Annotated in this window: 19 protein-coding genes and 1 pseudogene; 12 read left to right on the top strand and 8 right to left on the bottom strand. The window is 61.3% G+C overall.

Annotation, left to right across the window (positions count from 1 at the left end):
- Nucleotides 1–6: 6 nt before the first annotated feature.
- The 3 genes from JN403_RS09870 to JN403_RS09860 form a co-directional block, all read right to left on the bottom strand.
- The gene (locus tag JN403_RS09870) at nucleotides 7–1,164 is read right to left on the bottom strand and encodes a phosphatidylserine/phosphatidylglycerophosphate/cardiolipin synthase family protein (RefSeq protein WP_205486853.1); all 1,158 of its coding nucleotides are present in this window, start codon (nucleotides 1,162–1,164) and stop codon (nucleotides 7–9) included.
- A gap of 149 nt (nucleotides 1,165–1,313) precedes the next feature.
- On the bottom strand, nucleotides 1,314–1,652 hold the full coding sequence (locus JN403_RS09865) for an amidase (RefSeq protein WP_205486852.1): 339 nt from the start codon (nucleotides 1,650–1,652) through the stop codon (nucleotides 1,314–1,316).
- On the bottom strand, nucleotides 1,649–2,743 hold the full coding sequence (locus JN403_RS09860) for a serine hydrolase (protein ID WP_205486851.1): 1,095 nt from the start codon (nucleotides 2,741–2,743) through the stop codon (nucleotides 1,649–1,651). Before JN403_RS09860 ends, JN403_RS09865 begins: the two co-directional genes overlap by 4 nt.
- Nucleotides 2,744–2,938: 195 nt before the next feature.
- Between JN403_RS09860 and olsB the strand changes: the two genes are divergently transcribed.
- Together olsB and JN403_RS09850 are read left to right on the top strand one after the other, a co-directional pair.
- Nucleotides 2,939–3,694 (top strand): L-ornithine N(alpha)-acyltransferase, encoded by a 756-nt coding sequence (olsB, locus tag JN403_RS09855; protein WP_122535978.1) that lies wholly within the window; start codon nucleotides 2,939–2,941, stop codon nucleotides 3,692–3,694.
- Nucleotides 3,694–4,482: a lysophospholipid acyltransferase family protein gene (locus JN403_RS09850; RefSeq protein WP_205486850.1), complete on the top strand. Its 789-nt coding sequence runs from the start codon at nucleotides 3,694–3,696 to the stop codon at nucleotides 4,480–4,482. Before olsB ends, JN403_RS09850 begins: the two co-directional genes overlap by 1 nt.
- On the opposite strand, the gene JN403_RS09845 is transcribed toward JN403_RS09850, so the two are convergent.
- Nucleotides 4,443–5,039 (bottom strand): ACP phosphodiesterase, encoded by a 597-nt coding sequence (locus tag JN403_RS09845; RefSeq protein ID WP_205486849.1) that lies wholly within the window; start codon nucleotides 5,037–5,039, stop codon nucleotides 4,443–4,445. The two genes, JN403_RS09850 and JN403_RS09845, sit on opposite strands and share 40 nt — an antisense overlap.
- 278 nt (nucleotides 5,040–5,317) lie before the next feature.
- Here JN403_RS09845 and JN403_RS09840 point away from each other — a divergent pair, with 278 nt between their 5' ends.
- The 3 genes and pseudogenes from JN403_RS09840 to JN403_RS09830 all read left to right on the top strand — a co-directional run bounded on the left by JN403_RS09840 (nucleotide 5,318) and on the right by JN403_RS09830 (nucleotide 7,936).
- Nucleotides 5,318–5,626, top strand: a complete 309-nt coding sequence (locus tag JN403_RS09840; protein WP_205486848.1) for a metalloregulator ArsR/SmtB family transcription factor — start codon at nucleotides 5,318–5,320, stop codon at nucleotides 5,624–5,626.
- Nucleotides 5,627–5,663: 37 nt separating this feature from the next.
- The gene (locus tag JN403_RS09835; RefSeq protein ID WP_205486847.1) at nucleotides 5,664–6,830 is read left to right on the top strand and encodes an MFS transporter; all 1,167 of its coding nucleotides are present in this window, start codon (nucleotides 5,664–5,666) and stop codon (nucleotides 6,828–6,830) included.
- Nucleotides 6,831–6,888: 58 nt separating this feature from the next.
- Nucleotides 6,889–7,936 (top strand): annotated as a pseudogene (locus JN403_RS09830) (alkene reductase).
- 86 nt (nucleotides 7,937–8,022) lie between these two features.
- On the opposite strand, the gene JN403_RS09825 reads toward JN403_RS09830, so the two are convergent.
- The 4 genes from JN403_RS09825 to JN403_RS09810 all read right to left on the bottom strand — a co-directional run bounded on the left by JN403_RS09825 (nucleotide 8,023) and on the right by JN403_RS09810 (nucleotide 11,934).
- A complete protein-coding gene (locus JN403_RS09825; RefSeq protein WP_205486846.1) occupies nucleotides 8,023–8,760 on the bottom strand; it encodes a hypothetical protein in 738 nt (245 codons plus the stop codon).
- A gap of 265 nt (nucleotides 8,761–9,025) precedes the next feature.
- Complete coding sequence (locus JN403_RS09820) at nucleotides 9,026–9,880, bottom strand: ATPase (RefSeq protein WP_172609541.1); 855 nt, start codon at nucleotides 9,878–9,880, stop codon at nucleotides 9,026–9,028.
- Between the two features lie 67 nt (nucleotides 9,881–9,947).
- Nucleotides 9,948–10,946: an NAD(P)-dependent oxidoreductase gene (locus JN403_RS09815; protein ID WP_205486845.1), complete on the bottom strand. Its 999-nt coding sequence runs from the start codon at nucleotides 10,944–10,946 to the stop codon at nucleotides 9,948–9,950.
- 88 nt (nucleotides 10,947–11,034) lie between these two features.
- Nucleotides 11,035–11,934 (bottom strand): LysR family transcriptional regulator ArgP, encoded by a 900-nt coding sequence (locus tag JN403_RS09810; protein ID WP_205486844.1) that lies wholly within the window; start codon nucleotides 11,932–11,934, stop codon nucleotides 11,035–11,037.
- Nucleotides 11,935–12,039: 105 nt separating this feature from the next.
- On the opposite strand from JN403_RS09810, the gene JN403_RS09805 reads away from it, so the two are divergent.
- The 7 genes from JN403_RS09805 to JN403_RS09775 all read left to right on the top strand — a co-directional run bounded on the left by JN403_RS09805 (nucleotide 12,040) and on the right by JN403_RS09775 (nucleotide 20,177).
- Nucleotides 12,040–12,438: an ACT domain-containing protein gene (locus tag JN403_RS09805; protein WP_205486843.1), complete on the top strand. Its 399-nt coding sequence runs from the start codon at nucleotides 12,040–12,042 to the stop codon at nucleotides 12,436–12,438.
- A gap of 36 nt (nucleotides 12,439–12,474) precedes the next feature.
- Nucleotides 12,475–13,077 carry a LysE/ArgO family amino acid transporter gene (locus JN403_RS09800; protein ID WP_205486842.1) on the top strand — a complete coding sequence of 201 codons (603 nt, stop codon included), beginning with the start codon at nucleotides 12,475–12,477 and terminating at the stop codon, nucleotides 13,075–13,077.
- A 203-nt stretch (nucleotides 13,078–13,280) separates the two neighbouring features.
- Nucleotides 13,281–13,877, top strand: coding sequence for a Fe-Mn family superoxide dismutase (locus tag JN403_RS09795; protein WP_065992213.1), 597 nt, complete (start codon nucleotides 13,281–13,283; stop codon nucleotides 13,875–13,877).
- A 308-nt stretch (nucleotides 13,878–14,185) separates the two neighbouring features.
- On the top strand, nucleotides 14,186–16,237 hold the full coding sequence (locus tag JN403_RS09790; protein ID WP_172609546.1) for a bifunctional diguanylate cyclase/phosphodiesterase: 2,052 nt from the start codon (nucleotides 14,186–14,188) through the stop codon (nucleotides 16,235–16,237).
- Nucleotides 16,238–16,452: 215 nt separating this feature from the next.
- Nucleotides 16,453–17,808: an imelysin family protein gene (locus tag JN403_RS09785; RefSeq protein WP_205486841.1), complete on the top strand. Its 1,356-nt coding sequence runs from the start codon at nucleotides 16,453–16,455 to the stop codon at nucleotides 17,806–17,808.
- 552 nt (nucleotides 17,809–18,360) lie between these two features.
- Nucleotides 18,361–18,612, top strand: coding sequence for an AP2/ERF family transcription factor (locus JN403_RS09780; RefSeq protein WP_205486840.1), 252 nt, complete (start codon nucleotides 18,361–18,363; stop codon nucleotides 18,610–18,612).
- Between the two features lie 137 nt (nucleotides 18,613–18,749).
- Complete coding sequence (locus JN403_RS09775; protein WP_205486839.1) at nucleotides 18,750–20,177, top strand: di-heme oxidoredictase family protein; 1,428 nt, start codon at nucleotides 18,750–18,752, stop codon at nucleotides 20,175–20,177.
- Nucleotides 20,178–20,191 lie beyond the last annotated feature (14 nt).

The following is a 20,191-nucleotide window of genomic DNA, read 5'->3' as shown; positions in this document are numbered from 1 at the left end:
ATTTTCCTAGCCCCGCCGATCCAGCGCGTTGACGACCAGTCGATCCACCCAGCCCCAAACGCGCTGTTGCACGCGGCGCCACAGCGGCCGGGCTTTCCAGTCGTCGAGGCTGACCAGGTTGCTGACGGTGAAGTCTTGTTCAAAGCTGCTGGCGACAGCCAAGGTAAGCGCGGGGTCGATCGCTTCGAGGTTGGCTTCCAGGTTGAAGCGCAGGTTCCAGTGATCGAAGTTGCAGGAGCCCACACTGACCCAGTCGTCGATCAGGACCATTTTCAGGTGCAGGAAGCACGGCTGGTATTCGAAGATTTTCACCCCGGCCTTGAGCAAGCGCGGGTAGTACCGGTGGCCGGCGTAGCGAACGGAGGGGTGATCGGTGCGCGGCCCGGTCAGCAACAAGCGCACGTCGACGCCCCGAGAGGCCGCACGACGCAACGCGCGGCGGACTTTCCAGGTCGGCAGAAAATACGGCGTCGCCAGCCAGATGCGCGTCTTGCTGGTGTTCAGCGCGCGCACCAGAGACTGCACGATATCCCGATGCTGACGGGAATCGGCGTAGGCCACGCGCCCCAGTCCATCCCCACCGACCGGCGCCTTGGGCAAGCGCGGCAGACCGAAGTTTTCCGCGGGCCGCCACGCTCGCCGCCGAGGGTTGGCGTGGAACTGGCGGTCAAACAGCGCTTGCCAGTCGATTACCAGCGGGCCGCGAATCTCGACCATCACCTCATGCCACTCGCTGCTGTTCAGGTCCGGGCGCCAGAATTCATCGGTGACCCCCGTCCCGCCCACTACCGCCAGCTCTTTGTCGACCAGCAGTAATTTGCGATGGTCGCGGTAGAGGTTTCGAAAGCCGCGTCGCCAATGCACCCGGTTATAGAAACGCAGGATCACGCCCGAATCGGTCAGGCGCTTGCGCAAGCCGATGGTGAAAGCCGCCGAGCCGAACCCATCGAACAGACACCGCACGATGACCCCGCGGCTCGCCGCACTCACCAGCGCCTGCACGATCGCTTCGGCACAGGCGCCGGCTTCGACCAGATACAGCTCGAGCTCGATCTGCTGCTGCGCGCCTTCGATCGCGGCGACCATGCGCGGAAAAAACGCAGGGCCGTCGATCAGCAGGTTGAACTGGTTTTCTTCACGCCACGGGAAAATCGCGCCCCTCATGGGCGGCTCGCCATGGCGGTCAGCAGGCAGGTTTGAGCAGCGCTTGCCGGGCGGGCCAGCGAGGATGGAATGCGAATGGACATGCAGACTCCAGAGGGTGCGATACGCAACCCTATCCGGCTGTCTGACCGCAGGCAAACTTCAACGTTCTACGGCACCGGCGATGACAACCGGCAGCCCTGGCGTGGACCTTCCCAGCGGGCTTCGCTTTCGCGGCCCAGCCCTGTCGCGGTGATGCGCTTGTTCAGGGCGTCTTCGTCAAGCGTACTCGGCAGCCACTGCTTCACGTAGCTGCGGCAATAGTCTGCCGGGTTATTCATGACGAAGCGGCACGAGCAGTATTCCTTGGCGGTGTAGGCGCTGATGATGTCGGGGAACACCTGCACCTGAACGCGCCAGTTCCAGATCAGGCCGGCAAGTATTAACAGAAGCAATATGCCGAGACTGCTGAACGGGCGGCGTCGGATGAATGCTTCACGAGCGTTCATTGATCACCCTCCCCGGCCACGGCCTTCAGTGCCAGCTTGAGCAACTGGTTGTGGTCATAGCCGCCGTCGCGATCGTCGGCGAAACGAACGATCACCAGCTTCGCGCTGGGGATTACGTACAGCGCTTGCCCCCAATGGCCGAGGGCGGCAAAGGTGTCGGGAGGTGCGTCGCGCCACGGACCGGGCTTGCCATCGGCGGTCTTGTTCAGCCACCAGTGACCGCCGGGGGCTTCATCGGTTGGGGTCGGCGTCAGGGATTTGAACGGCGTCAGGTTGTAATCAACCCAGGCCCTGGGCAGCAACTGGCGGTCCTGCCAGCGCCCGCCGCGTTCCATCAAAAGGCCGATGCGCGCCAGATCGCGGGCCGTCATGTACGCGTAGGACGACCCGACAAAAGTGCCGGCAGCGTCGCGCTCCCATGTGGCGCTGGTGATGCCCAGCGGGTCGAACAAGGCGGTCCACGGGTAATTGGCGTAAGCGCTGTCACCGACCATGCTTTTAAGGGCGGCGGCGAGGACGGTGCTGTCGCCACTGGAATAGCGGTATGAGGTGCCCGGCGCACTGGCGACGCGGTGCTTGGCGGTGTACCGCGCCATGTCCCCGCGGCCTCGGGTGTAGAGCATCGCGACGACCGACGAGTTGAGCGGCGCGTATTCGTAATCCTCCTGCCAGTCCAGCCCTGAAGCCCAGTGCAGAAGGTCCTGAAGTTTGATATCGGGATGCGTACTGAATGGCGGGTAGAACCTGGCGACGGGGTCTTCAAGTTTGAAACGGCCTTCAGCAAAAGCGACGCCCAGCACGCTCGCCAAAATGCTTTTGCTGATCGACCAGGTCAGGTGCGGGGTGTCGGCTCGGGTCACGCCGCCATAACGTTCATACACCACTTCGCCGTCGTGAATGATCAGCAGCGCGTCCGTGCGCACACCTTGGCGGGTGGTTTCGTCACGGGTCGGGAAGGCGTAGGACTCAAGGGCGGATACAGCGTCTTTTCGAATGAGCAGGCGCTGGGACCACTCCGGCGCGGGCCAGGTTTCAGCGGCGATTGAACAGCTGATGAGCAACAGCGCGAGGGTGAAAAGCAAGCGGGTCATGGAGGGGGCTCGGGCTCGGATGAGATCAACCCTAGCAGTCAACTATGACAGCGCCGGGAACCCAAACCCCTGTCACGCAACCATCACCAAAGCTTAATGGTCGTGACACGGCCCCTCCCTAGCCTGAATTCGGACAGCAATGCTCGAACAATCAGTCGACTCGCCTGGACGAAGGCGGGATTACGGAGACGCCGCATGACTCAGATCGCCAGCATTCGAGACACCCGAACCGAACGTCGCCTGCAGGCAGAACGCCTGATCGGTGATAAGGCCCTGCAGGAAGCACAGGCGTTGCGCTTCAGTGTGTTCAGCGGCGAGTTCAACGCCAGGCTCAAGGGCGCCGAGCTGGGCCTGGATATCGATGATTACGACGTTCACTGCATGCACATCGGCGTGCGCGACCTGAGCAGCGGTCGTCTGGTCGCCACCACCCGTTTGCTGGATCACAAAGCCGCCAACACCCTGGGCAACTTCTACAGCGAAGAAGAATTCAGCCTGCACGGCCTGCGCCACCTGCAGGGCCCGATTCTGGAACTGGGTCGGACCTGCGTCGACCCGGCCTATCGCAACGGCGGCACCATCGCCGTGCTGTGGAGCGAACTGGCCGAGATTCTCAACGAAGGCGGCTACAGCTACCTGATGGGTTGCGCGAGCATTCCGATGCAGGACGGCGGTATTCAGGCACACGCGATCATGCAACGCCTGCGCGAGCGTTATCTGTGCACCGAGCACCTGCGCGCCGAGCCGAAGAATCCTCTGCCGACGCTGGACCTGCCCAACAACGTAATCTGCGAGATGCCGCCGCTGCTCAAGGCCTACATGCGCCTAGGCGCGAAGATCTGCGGCGAACCGTGCTGGGACGAAGACTTCCAGGTCGCCGATGTCTTCATCCTGCTCAAGCGCGACGACTTGTGCCCACGCTACGCTCGCCACTTCAAGGCAGCGGTGTGATGAGCACGTGGCGCAGTCATGCGCGCGTGGTGCGGGTACTTTGGGTCATTGCGCTGGGCCTGAGCATTGCCGGCACCTTTGCCCTGATGGAACGCCTGCGCATCGGCAACTCCATGGCCCGTCGCCAGCGCTGGACCGCCTGGTTCATGGCGCGCCTGAGTGCCGCGCTGCCGTTCCGCGTGAAGGTCAGCGGCAAGCTGCCGAGCGAGCCAATGTTGTGGGTGAGCAATCATGTGTCGTGGACCGACATCCCGCTGCTGGGAATGCTGGCGCCGCTGTCCTTTCTGTCGAAAGCCGAAGTGCGCACTTGGCCGGTGGCGGGCTGGCTGGCGTTGAAAGCCGGGACACTGTTCATCCGCAGGGGCTCGGGAGACAGCAAGCTGATTCAGAAGCAGATGGGCCAGCACTTGATTGGCAGGCATTCGCTGGTGATCTTCCCCGAGGGCACCACCACCGATGGCCGCAGCTTGCGCACTTTCCATGGCCGCCTGCTGTCGAGCGCAATCGAAACCGGCGTGCCGGTGCAGCCTGTTGCCATTCAATATGTGCGTGAGGGCCAGCCGGATCAGATCGCGCCCTTCATTGGCGACGACGACCTGCTCTCGCACCTGCGTCGGCTTTTCGCCAATGAGGTGAGTGAGGTGCACATCCAGCTGCTCTCGCCCATCGCTTCCCAGGGGAAAGAACGCGCAGCGCTGGCGTTCGAAGCCCAGCAGGCGGTGCAGGTCGCGTTGTTCGGCGAGGTAGTTCAACCGGCGATCGTACGTTCCGCCGCCAAAGCCGCTTGAGCAAACGCCTGAAGCTCAGGGTAAAACGCGCTGAAGTCGTCACTCAGCGGTCGATACAGCGCGTGCAACTCCTGATAAACCCCGGCCAGCCCTTCAGGCCGTGACAAGCGCCGCGAGATGCCGGCCAGCGCATCGCCCACCACCGAAAATTCCCGGTACGAACCCAACCAGTCCTGCGCTGCCATGCGCGGCGCAATCAGCGCCAGACGCTCCGGCAATGCGGGCTCTTCCGCCAGCACGCGGTAGACCCGTGCGGTGAAGGTATCCAGCGGCTCGTCGGAATAGACGTGCCAGTCACGCGCCAGGCAATGGTCGAAAAACACATCCAGTGCGATGCCAGCATAGCGCCGACGGCCATCGGGGAAGCGCCCCAGTGCTTGCTTGGTCAGCGGGTGAGAATCGGTGAAGGCGTCAATACGCCGATGCAGACGAATCGCGCTTTCGATGTCCGCCGGGAAACGGCCGGGCAGCAGCCCTTTGACGAAGTCGCCGTACAGGCTGCCCAGCAATTGCGCCGGCGCCTGCCCGCCGAGGTGCAGGTGTGCGAGGTAATTCATGCTTGTTGCCTATTGCTGCGAGCCTTTTTTCTGCGCCTGATGCCGCCGACTGTGCGGGAACTCATTCGCAATGACGCTCGTACAGTCGCCACATTTCCTGCGCCTGTAAAGCAGGAATGCCGGTGGAGGCTACACCCGGAGATCAGGCCAGGCTCATATCGTTATAACCCGATATAACGATTCGGCCTCTGCTAAGCACCTAATCATATTTGTATATCGCGATTTATAGATATAAGGTTCGCCCCATCTCGATACAGCGCACCTGCACTGAGAACGACATGCCCACTGACATCGACATTGACGACATCATCAAAGCCCTCGCCCACCCGGTTCGCCGGCAGATTCTGGACTGGCTCAAAGACCCGCTTGCGACCTTCCCCGATCAGCGTCACACCATTGATGGCGGCGTCTGTGCCGGCCAGATCGATCAGCGCGCGGGATTGTCGCAGTCGACCGTTTCGGCTCATCTGGCAACGCTTCAGCGCGCCGGGTTGATCACTAGCCAAAAACACGGCCAGTGGCATTTTTTCAAGCGCAACGAAGACGTCATTCAGGCGTTCGTGCAGCAACTGGCGCAGCGGCTCTGAGCCCTGCGCTACACACCCGCCTTTCAGGAGACGCAACGTGCCCCTTTCACTACTCATTCTGGCCCTGAGCGCCTTCGCCATCGGGACGACCGAGTTCGTCATCATGGGCCTGCTCCCCGACGTCGCACGCGACCTGGGCGTCAGCATCCCCGGCGCCGGCTGGCTGGTCACCGGTTACGCCCTAGGGGTCGCGATCGGCGCGCCGTTCATGGCAATGGCCACCGCGAAGCTGCCGCGCAAAGGTGCACTGGTCACGCTGATGGGGATTTTTATCATCGGCAACCTGCTCTGCGCGCTGGCGGCGGATTACAACATCCTGATGTTCGCCCGCGTGGTCACCGCGCTGTGCCACGGCGCATTCTTCGGCATCGGTTCGGTGGTGGCGGCCGGCCTGGTTCCGGCCAATCGCCGGGCATCGGCCGTCGCGCTGATGTTCACCGGCCTCACCCTGGCGAACGTCCTCGGCGTGCCACTGGGCACCGCGCTGGGACAACAGGCCGGCTGGCGCTCGACCTTCTTCGCGGTCACGGTGATCGGCGTCATCGCGTTCATTGGCTTGATTCGCTTCCTGCCGAGCAAACGCGATGAGGAAAAACTCGACATGCGTGCCGAACTGGCTGCGCTCAAAGGCGTAGGTATCTGGCTGTCGCTGAGCATGACCGCGCTGTTCGCCGCCTCCGTGTTCGCGCTGTTCACCTACGTCGCCCCATTGCTGGGCGAAGTCACGGGTGTTTCGCCGCTCGGGGTGACCTGGACGCTGATGCTCATTGGCCTCGGCCTGACGCTGGGCAACATCATCGGCGGCAAGCTGGCAGACCGTCGACTCGCCGCCACGCTCATCGGCGTGTTCATTGCCATGGCGGTGATCTCAACGGTCCTGAGCTGGACCAGCACGGCGTTGATCCCGGCTGAAATCACCCTGTTCCTCTGGGCCACCGCCGCGTTTGCCGCCGTGCCTGCCCTGCAGATCAACGTGGTGACCTTCGGCAAGGCCGCGCCCAATCTGGTGTCGACCCTGAACATCGGCGCCTTCAACGTCGGCAACGCGCTGGGCGCATGGGTCGGCGGCAGCGTCATCGCCCATGGCTTCGGCCTGACCACCGTGCCGCTGGCCGCCGGCGTACTGGCGGTGCTGGCCCTGCTGGTCACGCTGATCAATTTCCGTCAGCGCAGCGATGTCGAAATGGCCCCTGTGACGAACTGATTCCCCGAATTTGAAACCTGCGGATCCACCTTTTACCGATTGCACTAAGGATTTCACGATGACCACGATTTTTGACCCGATCAAGATGGGTGACCTGGAACTGGCCAACCGTATCGTCATGGCGCCGCTGACCCGCTGCCGCGCCGACGAAGGCCGCGTGCCCAACGCGATGATGGCGGAGTATTACGTTCAACGCGCCTCGGCCGGCCTGATCATCAGCGAAGCCACTTCGGTCATGCCAATGGGCGTTGGCTACCCTGACACCCCGGGCATCTGGTCCAACGACCAAGTACGCGGCTGGGCCAACGTCACCAAAGCCGTGCACGCGGCGGGGGCAAGATCGTGCTGCAACTGTGGCACGTGGGTCGCGTTTCCCACCCGACTTACCTGAACGGCGAAACTCCCGTCGCGCCGAGCGCCATCCAGCCAAAAGGCCACGTGAGCCTGGTCCGTCCGCTGTCTGACTACGTCACCCGCGCGCGCTGGAACTGGCGGAAATCGAAGAAATCGTCGACGCCTACCGTGCCGGTGCAGAGAACGCCAAGGCCGCCGGCTTTGACGGCGTAGAGATCCACGGCGCCAACGGTTACCTGCTCGACCAGTTCCTGCAAACCAGCACCAACACCCGCACCGATGCCTACGGCGGCTCGCTGGAAAATCGCGCACGTCTGCTGTTGGAAGTGACCGACGCCGCCGTTGAAGTCTGGGGCGCTGGCCGTGTCGGCGTACACCTGGCACCCCGCGCTGATGCCCACGACATGGGCGACGCCAACCTGGCCGAGACCTTCACCTACGTCGCCAGCGAACTCGGCAAACGCGGCATCGCCTTCATCTGCGCCCGCGAACGCGAACTCGACGACAGCCTCGGCCCGCGCCTGAAAGAAGCCTTCGGCGGCGTGTTCATCGCCAACGAGAAGTTCACCAAAGAAAGCGCCAACGAGTGGCTGGCGAGCGGCAAGGCAGATGCAGTGGCGTTTGGCGTGCCGTTCATTGCCAACCCTGACCTGCCGGCGCGTCTGGCCAAGGATGCTCCGCTGAACGAGCCGCATCCAGAGACTTTCTATGCCAAAGGCGCTGAGGGTTATCTGGATTACCCAACGCTGTAAGCGCACCGCTCATAAAGTAATACAACGATAGTAAAAAAGCCCCGACTCGAAAGAGCCGGGGCTTTTTTAGCAACTAACGTTTTAACTTATAGCTCCGGATAATCAGTAGCCAACACATTGCCTTCCGAATCCGTCACAGTGCCATCCGGGAACCGCCAGGTACCGTCCGGATAACCAACGGTGCCATCAGGGTACATATAACTGCCGTCGGTATATTGGTAGGTGCCGTCCGGAAACTTGATCGCCCCGTCTGCGTACATAATGGTCCCGTCCAGATATTGGACGTTGCCATCGGCATCCGTGACGTACTCGCCTCCGGCGTCGGCTACGCGGCCGTCCGGCAACTGTCTGTCTCCGCTTGGCAGCAGATAGGTACCCAACGGATACAACAACGAAATGACACCGGTAATCGTATCAACCACCGACAGCACTTCAGCCAGACGAGGCGGGATCAGCGGCTTGGGCGGCAGCACCAACGATGCGGGTGGCTTGACCGGTCCCGCAGTGACAGGCTTCGGCGGACGGGGTTTAACCGCCGACTGTGGTGGTTTCACTGGCTTTACAACAGGCGGTCGGATGACCGGCGGTTTAATTGAGGGCGGAGTTGTCACAGGTGGTTTGATAACCGGTGGCTTTGTAACGGGTGGCTTGACGATCGGAGGCTTTGTAACAGGCGGCTTGATGACCGGCGGCTTCGTCACCGGAGGCTTGATGCCGGGTTTGATGCTGGGCGGCTTTGCAGCACTTCGGGCAAGGCCCGCACCGCTGACGATGCTTTTACCGATCGAGCGGCCTTGGCCGTGTTTAGTCTTGAATCCATTCATTTGAGTCATCCTTGATTGCTGTAACGAAACACCCCGTTGGAGTTGTATCGTTCTTCAAAAGAGCTTCGTCATTGAAGCGCTTCACTGTCTTGCGAGTTACTGAACAAAACCATAATTCAAATAAAAATAAACGCCATTCAAAATCCTAAAAAATATCAAAATCGGAAATAGCCTACAGGTTGGAGTTAAACATCACTCCTCGACTTCACTTTGTGTCAGTCCCCCCGACAACATCACAACAGGCGCCGTCGTCGGGAGGGGTGCTTCAAGGTCGAGCGTTGATCTGTTGCGACAACGTCTGAATCTGACTCTGCAACGTATTGATCGTCCGCGTCATCTGCGCACGAAACGCATCGAACTCCTGCAGACTCGCCCCTGACGAAGCAGCCGCCGCCGGACGATTTTCCAACTCGCTCTTCACCACCACCATATCCTGCTCAAGCTGCTCGATCGCCTGACTGCCGTTCGCTTTCTTCAGATTCGCCACATCTGCATTCAAACCCTTCAGTTGCGTCTCCAGCCGCTCCTGCTCAGTCTGAATCGACTTGCCATCCGGCACCGCCGCTTTCAACGCTGCCAGCTCCGTCGTCACGGCCTTGAGCTGGTCCTGCAACTGCTGGTTGGTTGCCTGCTGCTGCGCGCTCTGCGTACTGATCTGCTCCAGCCGCTTGTCCAGCCCGCCCTGCAAACCCGCCACACCCTGCTGCTGCTTGCTCTGATCCGCCAACTGATCCTGCAACTGCTTGATCTGCGCCTTCAACGCCTCGCTGCTGCTCGCCATCGACTCGGTGGCGACCACCTTCCCGGAAATATCCTGCAAGCGCCCCGCCGCCTCCTCACTGATCCTCGCAAAGCTTTCCTGCGTTGCAACCAGCTGCTGCTCCATCAACGACACTTGCTGAAAACTCCACCAGCCCAGGCCGCAAAAAGCGATAAACAGCACGCAGATCAGCGCCCACAACGCGCCGGTGCCGGGCGCCTTCACCTTCACCACTGGCGTGTCGCGCGAGTACACCGTCGTGCGCTCGCGGGCACCCGGCGGCGGCAGAAAATCATCGTCATCGTCTTTGGCGCTGAGGCTCGGGACGTCATCGACGTCGTCATAGGGATCTTTGCGCATGGGTTTACCTTTGAAAAAACCGCTGAATCTAAATGGCTCGCAGTATAACCACGGATGTTGACGCCTTTTATAACGCGCCCCCGTGCTGGGCTTTCCACCAACCGCAGAACTCGTCGAGGGCAGTCCACACGCTGACGTCAGGCTGGTAATCCAGATAATGCCTGGCGCGATTGATATCAAGCGTGAAATCCCTGCTCATCACTTGCATCCCGATGCGCGACAGCGTCGGTTCAGGTTGCCCCGGCCAGATCAGGCACGCCGCCTCGTTCATGGTCGCCGCGGTGTACGCCAGGCCGTAGGACCGATAGCGTCTTACCGGCGGCAATTCCATCTGGCGCATGACGTAATTGACCACGTCCCAGAGCGGGACGGGCGCGCCGTTGCTGATGTTGTAAGCCTTGCCCAGCGCTGACCCTGCTGCAAGCAGACTGCTGAGCAGCGCCTCATTGAGGTTCTGAATGCTGGTGAAATCAACCTTGTTCAAGCCGTTGCCGATGATCGACAAGCGCTTCTTCTGCTGCATCTGCAGCAGTCGCGGGAAAATGCTCGTGTCACCCGCACCCGTCACAAAACGCGGGCGCAGGGCGATGACTTCCAGACCGAACTCTTCGGCACCAAACACCTTCTGTTCGGCCAGGTATTTGGTCGCGGCGTAGTAATTGCCGAAGCGCTTGGGCACTTGTTCCTCACGGATATCGAGGTGCGATCGGCCATCGAAATAGATCGAGGGCGAGGACAGATGCACCAACCGCCGGACTCTCTGTTTCAGGCAGGCTTCAACCACGTTTTCGGTGACCTGAACGTTGCCCTGATGGAAGTCCTGACGTCGCCCCCATGTACCCACCGCCCCCGCGCAATGGACCACGGCTTCGACGTCGTCACACAGCGCATGAACAAGCTCCGGATCGGAAAGATCGCCCTGGATGAACTCGGCCCCGCGCCGCACCAGATGCTCAACACCCTCAGCGCGACGGCCGTTGACCCGGACGCTCAGACCTTGCTCCAGCGCGAAACGCGCGAAGCGTCCGCCGATGAAGCCGCCTGCGCCGGTGACCAGAATTTTCATTGCCTGCTCCGTTTCATCTTCTTCTGCCTGTGATCGCCGCGGCTATGCCGCGACCGATCCTACAATCTGCTGCGTCGACTACTGACGTTCACTCAGACTCCAACGGCACCAGCCACTGCCCCGCTTTTTTCGCCAGATGGTCCGTCAGCTCCGTCAACAACCGGCCGCCGTTGCGCCAATGATGCCAGTACAAGGGCACATCAATGCAGTGATCGGGCAGCAACTCGACCAACAAACCACTCGCCAATTGTCCACGGACCTGCAACTCCGGCACCAGTCCCCAGCCCATTCCGGCTTCGACCATGCGCGTAAAACCTTCGGACGACGGACACAAATGATGCTCGAAACCGCCTTCGACACCCAGCGAAGCGAGGTAGCGGTGCTGCAGGAAATCATCCGGGCCGAACACCAGCGCGGGCGATCGGGCGACCGCTTGAGGCGTGACACCCTGTGGGAAATGCCTATCAACAAAGTCAGGGCTGGCCAACGCCCGATAACGCATGGCGCCGAGTAATAAACTCCGTGCGCCCGCTACCGGCCGTTCACTCCCGCATAAACATGCGGCCACTTCACCGGCGCGCATGCGCTTGAGGCCGACATCCTGATCCTCGACGACGAGGTCGGTGAGGAGTCGATGCTCGGCACAAAAGTCTCCGACCGCGAGGGCCCACCAGGTCGCCAGGCTGTCGGCGTTCAGCGCGATGCGCAAACGTTCAGGCATGCCCCCTTCGTCCAGGGCCGGCACCACGCTCTGCAGGTCGCGTTCCAGTAAGCGCACCTGTTGAACATGGTTGAGCAACAGCCGGCCGATCTCCGTTGGGCTCGGCGGGGTTGCACGAACCAGCACCGGCTGGCCGACCCGCGCCTCCAGAAGCTTGATGCGCTGGGACACGGCTGACTGGGAAAGGCCGAGCACTTGAGCGGCGCGTTCGAAACCGGCCTGCTCGATCACCGCCGCCAACGCGGAAAGTAATTTGTAGTCGAACATCAGTTTCCCTAATGGGTAATGAGCTTTATTGGTTTTTCTTATACTCGCGTTCAACCGACAATCGCCACCACTGACTGATGCGACCTTAGTAATGGCGAAATATCAATGACTGGCGAAACCTCCCTCAGCGCGCTGTTGCGCAGCATGAACCCTGAACTCAACGAGGGTGAATACGTGTTCTGCACCGTGGCGGACAGCAAACGCGTGGAAGGCATCGAGGTGGTCGGCAGCTTTCGCGAGCGCGAAGGCCTGACCGTCATCCTCGAACGCAACCAGGCACAGCAACTGGGCCTGGACTGCGATTACGTCATGGCCTGGATCACCCTGACCGTTCACTCCTCACTCGCAGCGGTCGGGCTGACCGCGGCCTTCGCCAGCGCACTGGGCGCGGCGGGCATCAGTTGCAACGTGGTCGCCGGCTTTTACCACGACCATCTTTTCGTGGGTAAGGACGACGCGCTGAAGGCCATGGACACCTTGCGCGCACTGGCCACGAGCGCCTGACCTCACCCATCCCTGAACTGATCGAGGCCTGACATCATGTGGCAAAGCTACCTCAACGGCCTGCTGGTTTCCCTCGGGCTGATCATGGCCATCGGCACCCAGAACGCCTACGTGCTGGCGCAAAGTCTGCGTCGCGAACACCACCTTTCCGTGGCCCTGCTGTGCATCGTGTGCGATGCAATATTGGTGGCCGCCGGCGTCTTTGGGCTGGCCAATGTGCTGGCCCACAACCCCACGCTTCTGGCGGTGGCGCGCTGGGGCGGGGTGGTGTTTCTGCTGTGGTACGGCACCATGGCACTGCGTCGGGCGTTGGCGCCGCAAAGCCTCGTTCAGGGCGATGCCGACGGCCAGCGTTCACGCCGCGCGGTATTGCTGACCGCCTTGGCGGTGACCTTGCTGAACCCGCACGTTTATCTCGATACCGTGTTGCTGATCGGCTCGCTCGGCGCGCAGCAAGCGGTGCCTGGCGCCTACGTGGCCGGGGCCGCCAGCGCTTCGGTGTTGTGGTTTTCGACGCTGGCGATCGGCGCCGCCTGGCTGGCCCCATGGCTCGCCCGCCCGACAACCTGGCGTCTGCTGGACCTGATGGTGGCGGTGATGATGTTCAGCGTAGCGGTGCAGTTGATCAGAACGGCGTGAGCATTTCGTCTCGCCGGCGCGCATTTCAGCGCAACGCTCTGGAACCTCTATCCCACACAGTTGTTGCGTGGTTAAGGTCAGGGGCCGGTGCTATGATCCAGCCCCTGCGCTGCAAAGAGTACAAACTCGCCGGCGTAAGTTCTGTCTGGCCGCCCGTGATCGGCCTTGCGCAAACCGCAACTGACCTGATTAGGAGAATTACCATGGCTTTTGAATTGCCTCCGCTGCCGTACGCACATGACGCTCTGGCACCGCACATCTCCAAGGAAACTCTGGAATACCACCACGACAAGCACCACAACACCTATGTCGTGAACCTGAACAACCTGGTGCCAGGCACCGAGTTCGAAGGCAAGACTCTGGAAGAAATCGTCAAAACCTCCTCGGGCGGTATCTTCAACAACGCCGCTCAAGTCTGGAACCACACGTTCTACTGGAACTGCCTGGCGCCAAACGCCGGCGGCCAACCGACTGGCGCTCTGGCGGACGCAATCAACGCCGCGTTCGGCTCCTTCGACAAGTTCAAGGAAGAATTCAGCAAGACCTCCATCGGCACCTTCGGCTCCGGCTGGGGCTGGCTGGTGAAGAAAGCTGACGGTTCCCTGGCACTGGCCAGCACCATCGGCGCCGGCAACCCGATCACCAGCGGCGACACCCCGCTGCTGACCTGCGATGTCTGGGAACACGCTTACTACATCGACTACCGTAACCTGCGTCCGAAGTACGTCGAGGCGTTCTGGAACCTGGTCAACTGGAAGTTCGTTGCCGAGCAGTTCGAAGGCAAAAGCTTCACAGCCTGATGAACGCTTGAATGCTCGAATAAAAAAGCCCGGCACGTCCGGGTTTTTTCGCCTTCTGTTTGTCGTTTATGTATTGTCTGGAAGCGATAGCGGACTAATATCAAATTTCGTGCTGATTCAAACGGCTGGGCTCAAGTTTTCCCCGCGTATGACCGACACAGTACGGATAGCCCGAGTGGTCCGCCTATCAACTGTTTTCTCCGATTGATCGGGTCATGCGCAAGCCGGGAGCGCCTGATCCGAATGCCTGTATTGCCAGTGCCTGCACGCAGTCAGCCCGCTATCAGCATGGATAAAGGAATGGCCATTTGAAGCTGGAACTCAAACACAGCCTGTCGGTGAAGCTGCTTCGCGTTGTGCTGCTGTCCGCGCTAATCGTGGGGGTCGTGCTCAGTTGCGCACAGATCGTCTACGACGCTTACAAAACCCGCCAGGCCGTTGCCTCGGATGCGGCGCGTATCCTCGACATGTTCCGCGATCCGTCGACTCAGGCCGTTTATAGCCTGGACCGGGAAATGGGCATGCAGGTCATCGAAGGGCTGTTTCAGGACAAGGCCGTACGGATGGCATCCATCGGTCATCCCAACGAGACGGTGCTCGCCGAGAAATCCCGAGACCTCGAAACCACCCCCACCCGCTGGCTGACCGATCTGATCCTGGGCCAGGAACGCAGTTTCACCACGCAACTGGTCGGCCGCAGCCCCTACAGCGAATATTACGGCGACCTGCGCATCACCCTCGACACCGCCACCTACGGCGAAACCTTCCTCACCAATTCGATGATCATTTTCATTTCCGGCGTTTTGCGCGCGCTGGCGATGGGCCTGGTGCTGTACCTGGTTTATCACTGGCTACTGACCAAACCGCTGTCGAAAATCATCGAGCACCTGACCAGCATCAACCCCGACCGCCCCAGCGAACACCAGTTGCCGTTGCTCAAAGGCCATGAAAAAAACGAACTGGGGGTCTGGGTCAACACCGCCAACCAACTGTTGGCGTCCATCGAGCGCAACACCAATTTGCGCCACGAGGCTGAATCCAGCCTGCTGCGGATGGCCCAGTACGATTTCCTCACTGGTCTGCCGAACCGGCTGCAACTGCAGAAGCAACTGGACAAGATCCTCGTCGACTCCGGAAAAGTGCAGCATCGCGTCGCGGTGTTGTGCGTCGGGCTGGATGACTTCAAAGGCATTAACGAACAATTCAGTTATCAGGCCGGCGATCAGTTGCTGCTCGCCCTCGCCGATCGCCTGCGCAGCCACAGCGGCCGCCTCGGCGCCCTCGCCCGTCTGGGCGGCGACCAGTTCGCGCTGGTTCAGGCCGATATCGAACAGCCTTACGAAGCCGCCGAGCTGGCGCAGAATATTCTCGACGACCTGGAAGCGCCCTTCGCCGTCGATCAGCAAGAGATTCGTCTGCGCGCCACCATCGGCATCACGCTGTTCCCCGAAGATGGCGACAGCACCGAGAAGCTGCTGCAGAAAGCCGAACAGACCATGACGCTGGCCAAGACACGCTCGCGTAACCGCTACCAGTTTTATATCGCCAGCGTCGACAGCGAGATGCGTCGTCGTCGCGAGCTGGAAAAAGACCTGCGTGAAGCCCTGGCCCGCGAGCAGTTTCACTTGGTCTATCAGCCGCAGATCAGCTATCGCGACCACAGCGTAGTGGGGGTCGAGGCGCTGATCCGCTGGATTCACCCGGAGCATGGCTTCGTGCCGCCGGATCAGTTCATTCCGTTGGCCGAGCAGAACGGCACCATTATCGCCATTGGTGAATGGGTACTGGATCAGGCCTGCAAACAGCTGCGCGAGTGGCACGATCAGGGCTTCACCGACCTGCGCATGGCGGTGAACCTGTCTACCGTACAACTGCATCACGCCGAACTGCCGCGGGTGGTGAACAACCTGCTGCAAATCTACCGCCTGCCACCCCGCAGTCTGGAGCTGGAAGTCACGGAAACGGGTCTGATGGAAGACATCACCACCGCCGCGCAGCACCTGTTGAGCCTGCGCCGCTCCGGGGCGCTGATCGCCATCGATGACTTTGGGACCGGTTATTCATCGCTGAGTTACCTGAAAAGCCTGCCGCTGGACAAGATCAAGATCGACAAGAGCTTCGTGCAGGACCTGCTCGACGACGATGACGACGCGACGATCGTGCGCGCCATCATTCAGCTCGGCAAAAGCCTGGGCATGCAGGTAATCGCCGAAGGCGTCGAGACCGCCGAGCAAGAGGCCTATATCATTTCCGAGGGTTGTCACGAAGGTCAGGGCTACTTCTACAGCAAGCCTCTGCCAGCGCGGGAGCTACTGGTTTACCTGAAACAGGCGCAACGGACCCACAGCGAGGCGCTGTAGCACACGTGTCTCCCGGCACGAAAGCAGGCGTTGCGCCGATCACCGCCCTTCACGCTTGGGCCCCGGCCGGACCCTTTCTTGAAACAGCTTGAAATATCTCCCCCGCCTGCCTGGGCTAATGGCCTTTACACAGAATGCAAATCTTTCGCATTATGTCGCAGCATTTTTCTGGCGTTCGCCACCGTTCACACCTCTTCTCGATGCAGGATTCCGTCATGATTCGTATGCCCCTGGCAACCGCAAGTCTGCTGGCTGTCGCTATTGCTCTGGCCGGTTGTGATCAAGGCAAGGACAAGCCCGCCGCTACAGCGCCTGCCCCCGCACCTGCCGCCGCTGCCGCCCCGGCTCCAGCGCCAACCGCCGCCGCTGCGCCTGCCCAGCCCAACGAAACCGCCACCAGAGCGGTGGTCGCCAACTACGCCAATATCGTATTTGCCGTTTTCAGCGACGCCGAATCCACTGCCAAAAAGCTCAGCACGGCAGTCGACGCTTTCCTCGCCACACCCAACGACCAGACCCTGAAAGCAGCGCGTGCAGCCTGGGTAGCAGCGCGCGTGCCGTACATGCAGAGCGAAGTATTCCGCTTCGGCAACACCATCATCGACGACTGGGAAGGTCAGGTGAACGCATGGCCGCTGGATGAAGGCCTGATCGATTATGTCGCCAAGGATTACCAGCACGCACTGGGCAATCCGGGTGCCACCGCCAACATCATCGCCAACAAATCAGTGCAAGTGGGCGAGGACAAAGTCGACGTCAGCGAAATCACCCCTGAAAAACTCGCCAGCCTGAACGAGCTCGGTGGTTCGGAAGCCAACGTGGCGACCGGTTATCACGCCATTGAATTCCTGCTATGGGGCCAGGACCTGCATGGCACCAATCCGGGCGCCGGCGAGCGTCCGGCCAGCGACTACATCGAAGGCCAGGGCGGCACCGGCGGCCACAATGATCGCCGTCGCGCTTATCTGAAAGCCGCCACTGACCTGCTGGTCAGCGACCTCGAAGAAATGGTCAACAACTGGAAACCGGGCGTCGCCGACAATTATCGCGCCACGCTGGAGGCGGAGTCCGCCGAGAGCGGGCTGCGCAAAATGCTGTTCGGCATGGGCAGCCTGTCATTGGGCGAACTGGCCGGCGAACGCATGAAAGTCGCGCTGGAGGCCAATTCCAGTGAAGACGAACACGATTGTTTCAGCGACAACACCCACAATTCGCACTTCTATAACGGCCTGGGCATCCGCAACGTTTACCTGGGTGAATACACCCGCGTGGACGGCAGCAAAGTGAGCGGCGCGAGCCTGTCCTCGCTGGTCGCCACCGCCGACGCCGCGACTGACCAGACCGTGCGCGCCGACCTCGATGCGACACAGGCGAAGCTGCAGGTCATCGTCGACCACGCCAACAAGGGCGAGCATTTCGACCAGCTCATCGCTGCGGGCAATACGGCAGGCAACCAGGTCGTGCGCGACGCCATCGCCGCGCTGGTCAAACAGACCGGGGCCATTGAGCAAGCGGCCGGCAAGTTAGGCATCACTGATCTGAACCCGGACAACGCCGACCACGAGTTCTGATCCGCTTCACGTCCGCTTCAAATCGGCAAGGCCGCGCCTTCCCGGCTGAAGTCGGTCCCGTTGCAAACGAATGCCGACCCGACCACGGGCCGGCATTTTTTCGTCAATCGACGCTTCAAACACCACCAAAACGGCCCTTATCCGGGGACCGGTCTGTAAGCTTTGTAGGGCTTTTCCTGTTCGGTCCTTGTCGGATTGAACACGCCTCCCCGCCGCCGATCATGCGCACTTCCTTGACCCCGCCCTATCCAGGAGGAGACAGAAAGTGCCCAAGAGAAACAATAAAAGGCGCCGCGTCAGCAAGCTCAAAGCCAACGATTACGGTATCCACCTGCTGGTCGGCGTCAAGGGGCCGCGTGCCTGGAAGGTGACGATCTACCGCGACGGCAGAACCTTCAACCGACTGTTTTCCTTCTCCCGCTATGGCGGCCGTGATCCGGCACGAAAAGCCGCCGACGCGTGCCGTGACCAATTGCTGCTGGCTCACCTGCCCAAGCTCAGCCGCGACATCCGCCAGCGCATCATCGCCACCAACACCAGCGGCTATCCGGGGTGCATTACCGCTGCTATACCGGCATCGCCTATTGGGTGGCGCGGACCACGCTGCGCAACGGCAGCAGCGTCACCAAGTCGTTCAGGGTCGAGCACTACGGTTACGAGAGGGCCAAGGAGCTGGCGATCCGCGAGCGCGAGCGGCAGCTCGACGGCATCGGCGATTACCGGTCATTCAAGGTGGTCGAGGGCGAGCGGCGTCTCATGCAACTGCTTGTGGAAAACCCGGCGCTGGAGATCGCCGGCGCATGAGTTTTGCGGGCCCATCACGCGCGGATGATTTGGTAACAACACGTTACGAGAGGGCCTGCAAACGCTAATCCCTCTTATTCATCAAACTCGGGGCTGGTAAGCTTGCTCGCCCCGATTTCCCCCTTTGCAGGACCTGTATGACTGCGTGGTTCCGTCCTTCGTCTCTCCTGCTGATGGCCCTCGCCATGAGTGGGTGCGATGACGCCCCGCGTTTCACCGCCGCCGAACCGGGCGAGTCGCGCTCTGGCGGCGCCACCACCGTCAACAAAAGCGATCGCAATGCGTTTTCCCTGCCTTCAGCCAATCTGTCGCCCGTCCGGCGGCTGGACTTCAGCGTCGGCAACAGCTTCTTCCGCAACCCCTGGGTGATTGCGCCGTCGACTACCACTGCACGCGACGGCCTGGGTCCGTTGTTCAACACCAACGCCTGCCAGAACTGCCACATCAAGGACGGCCGTGGTCACCCGCCCGAGCCCGGCGCCGACAACGCCGTGTCAATGCTGGTGCGTCTGTCGATTCCCGACGATCCGGCGTTCGTCGAGGACATCAAGCGGCTGGGCCTTATCCCCGAGCCTGTTTACGGCAAGCAACTCCAGGACATGGCCATCCCCGGCGTCACGCCCGAGGGCAAGGTTCGGGTCGATTACGATTCGATGACCGTGCATTTTCGCGACGGCACTCCGGTGCATCTGCGCCGCCCTACCCTGCAGATCACCCAACCTGGTTACGGCCCGATGCACCCGCAGACGCGAGCCTCTGCGCGCATCGCCCCGCCGATGATCGGCCTCGGGCTTCTGGAAGCCATTCCCCAGGCGGCGATTCTGGCCAACGCCAACCCGAACGATGAAAAGGGCACCGGCATCACCGGTAAACCCAACTGGGTCTGGGACGACGAACAGCAGAAATCCGTCCTCGGCCGTTTCGGCTGGAAAGCCTCGCAGCCGAGCATCAAGCAGCAAAATGCCCACGCACTGGCGGGTGACATGGGCCTGACGTCCACTCTGATGCCGGTCGACGACTGCACACCGTCACAGAGCGCATGCCTCGCTGCGCCCAATGGCAATGGTCCGAACGGTGAGCCGGAGGTCAGCGACAACATCCTGCGCTTGATAACCTTCTACACCCGCAACCTCGGCGTTCCGGTGCGTCGCAATGTGGCTGAGCCGCAGGTGCTGGCGGGCAAGAGTCTGTTCTTCAAGGCCGGCTGCCAGCAGTGCCACACGCCACAATTCACCACTTCCGCCGACGCCGCCGAGCCCGAGCTGGCGAATCAGGTCATCCGCCCTTACACCGATCTGTTGCTGCATGACATGGGCGAAGGCCTGGCCGACAATCTGAGCGAATTTCAGGCCAGCGGCCAGCAGTGGCGCACCCCGCCGTTGTGGGGCATCGGCCTGACCCAGACTGTCAGCGGCCACACGCAGTTTCTGCACGACGGGCGCGCCCGTAACCTGATGGAGGCCGTGCTCTGGCATGGCGGCGAAGCGCTCCCCGCGCAGCGTCAGGTGCTGGCTTTCGACGCAGAACAACGCGCGGCGCTGCTGGCGTTCTTGAATTCTCTCTAACGTATTTCTGAAGA

The sequence above is a fragment of the Pseudomonas sp. 15A4 genome, from assembly GCF_016925575.1.
Taxonomy (GTDB): Bacteria; Pseudomonadota; Gammaproteobacteria; order Pseudomonadales; family Pseudomonadaceae; genus Aquipseudomonas.
Note: the sequence above shows the minus strand (reverse complement) of the source record. Positions and strands in the feature narration are given on the sequence as shown.

Coding starts and splice junctions, on each gene's coding strand:
- JN403_RS09870 (WP_205486853.1), bottom strand. CDS start 1,164: ATGAGGGGCGCGATTTTCCCGTGGCGTGAAGAAAACCAGTTCAACCTG.
- JN403_RS09845 (WP_205486849.1), bottom strand. CDS start 5,039: ATGAATTACCTCGCACACCTGCACCTCGGCGGGCAGGCGCCGGCGCAA.
- JN403_RS09865 (WP_205486852.1), bottom strand. CDS start 1,652: ATGAACGCTCGTGAAGCATTCATCCGACGCCGCCCGTTCAGCAGTCTC.
- JN403_RS09800 (WP_205486842.1), top strand. CDS start 12,475: ATGTGGCAAAGCTACCTCAACGGCCTGCTGGTTTCCCTCGGGCTGATC.
- JN403_RS09810 (WP_205486844.1), bottom strand. CDS start 11,934: ATGTTCGACTACAAATTACTTTCCGCGTTGGCGGCGGTGATCGAGCAG.
- JN403_RS09795 (WP_065992213.1), top strand. CDS start 13,281: ATGGCTTTTGAATTGCCTCCGCTGCCGTACGCACATGACGCTCTGGCA.
- JN403_RS09825 (WP_205486846.1), bottom strand. CDS start 8,760: ATGAATGGATTCAAGACTAAACACGGCCAAGGCCGCTCGATCGGTAAA.
- JN403_RS09860 (WP_205486851.1), bottom strand. CDS start 2,743: ATGACCCGCTTGCTTTTCACCCTCGCGCTGTTGCTCATCAGCTGTTCA.
- JN403_RS09805 (WP_205486843.1), top strand. CDS start 12,040: ATGACTGGCGAAACCTCCCTCAGCGCGCTGTTGCGCAGCATGAACCCT.
- JN403_RS09775 (WP_205486839.1), top strand. CDS start 18,750: ATGACTGCGTGGTTCCGTCCTTCGTCTCTCCTGCTGATGGCCCTCGCC.
- JN403_RS09840 (WP_205486848.1), top strand. CDS start 5,318: ATGCCCACTGACATCGACATTGACGACATCATCAAAGCCCTCGCCCAC.
- JN403_RS09820 (WP_172609541.1), bottom strand. CDS start 9,880: ATGCGCAAAGATCCCTATGACGACGTCGATGACGTCCCGAGCCTCAGC.
- JN403_RS09815 (WP_205486845.1), bottom strand. CDS start 10,946: ATGAAAATTCTGGTCACCGGCGCAGGCGGCTTCATCGGCGGACGCTTC.
- olsB (WP_122535978.1), top strand. CDS start 2,939: ATGACTCAGATCGCCAGCATTCGAGACACCCGAACCGAACGTCGCCTG.
- JN403_RS09850 (WP_205486850.1), top strand. CDS start 3,694: ATGAGCACGTGGCGCAGTCATGCGCGCGTGGTGCGGGTACTTTGGGTC.
- JN403_RS09785 (WP_205486841.1), top strand. CDS start 16,453: ATGATTCGTATGCCCCTGGCAACCGCAAGTCTGCTGGCTGTCGCTATT.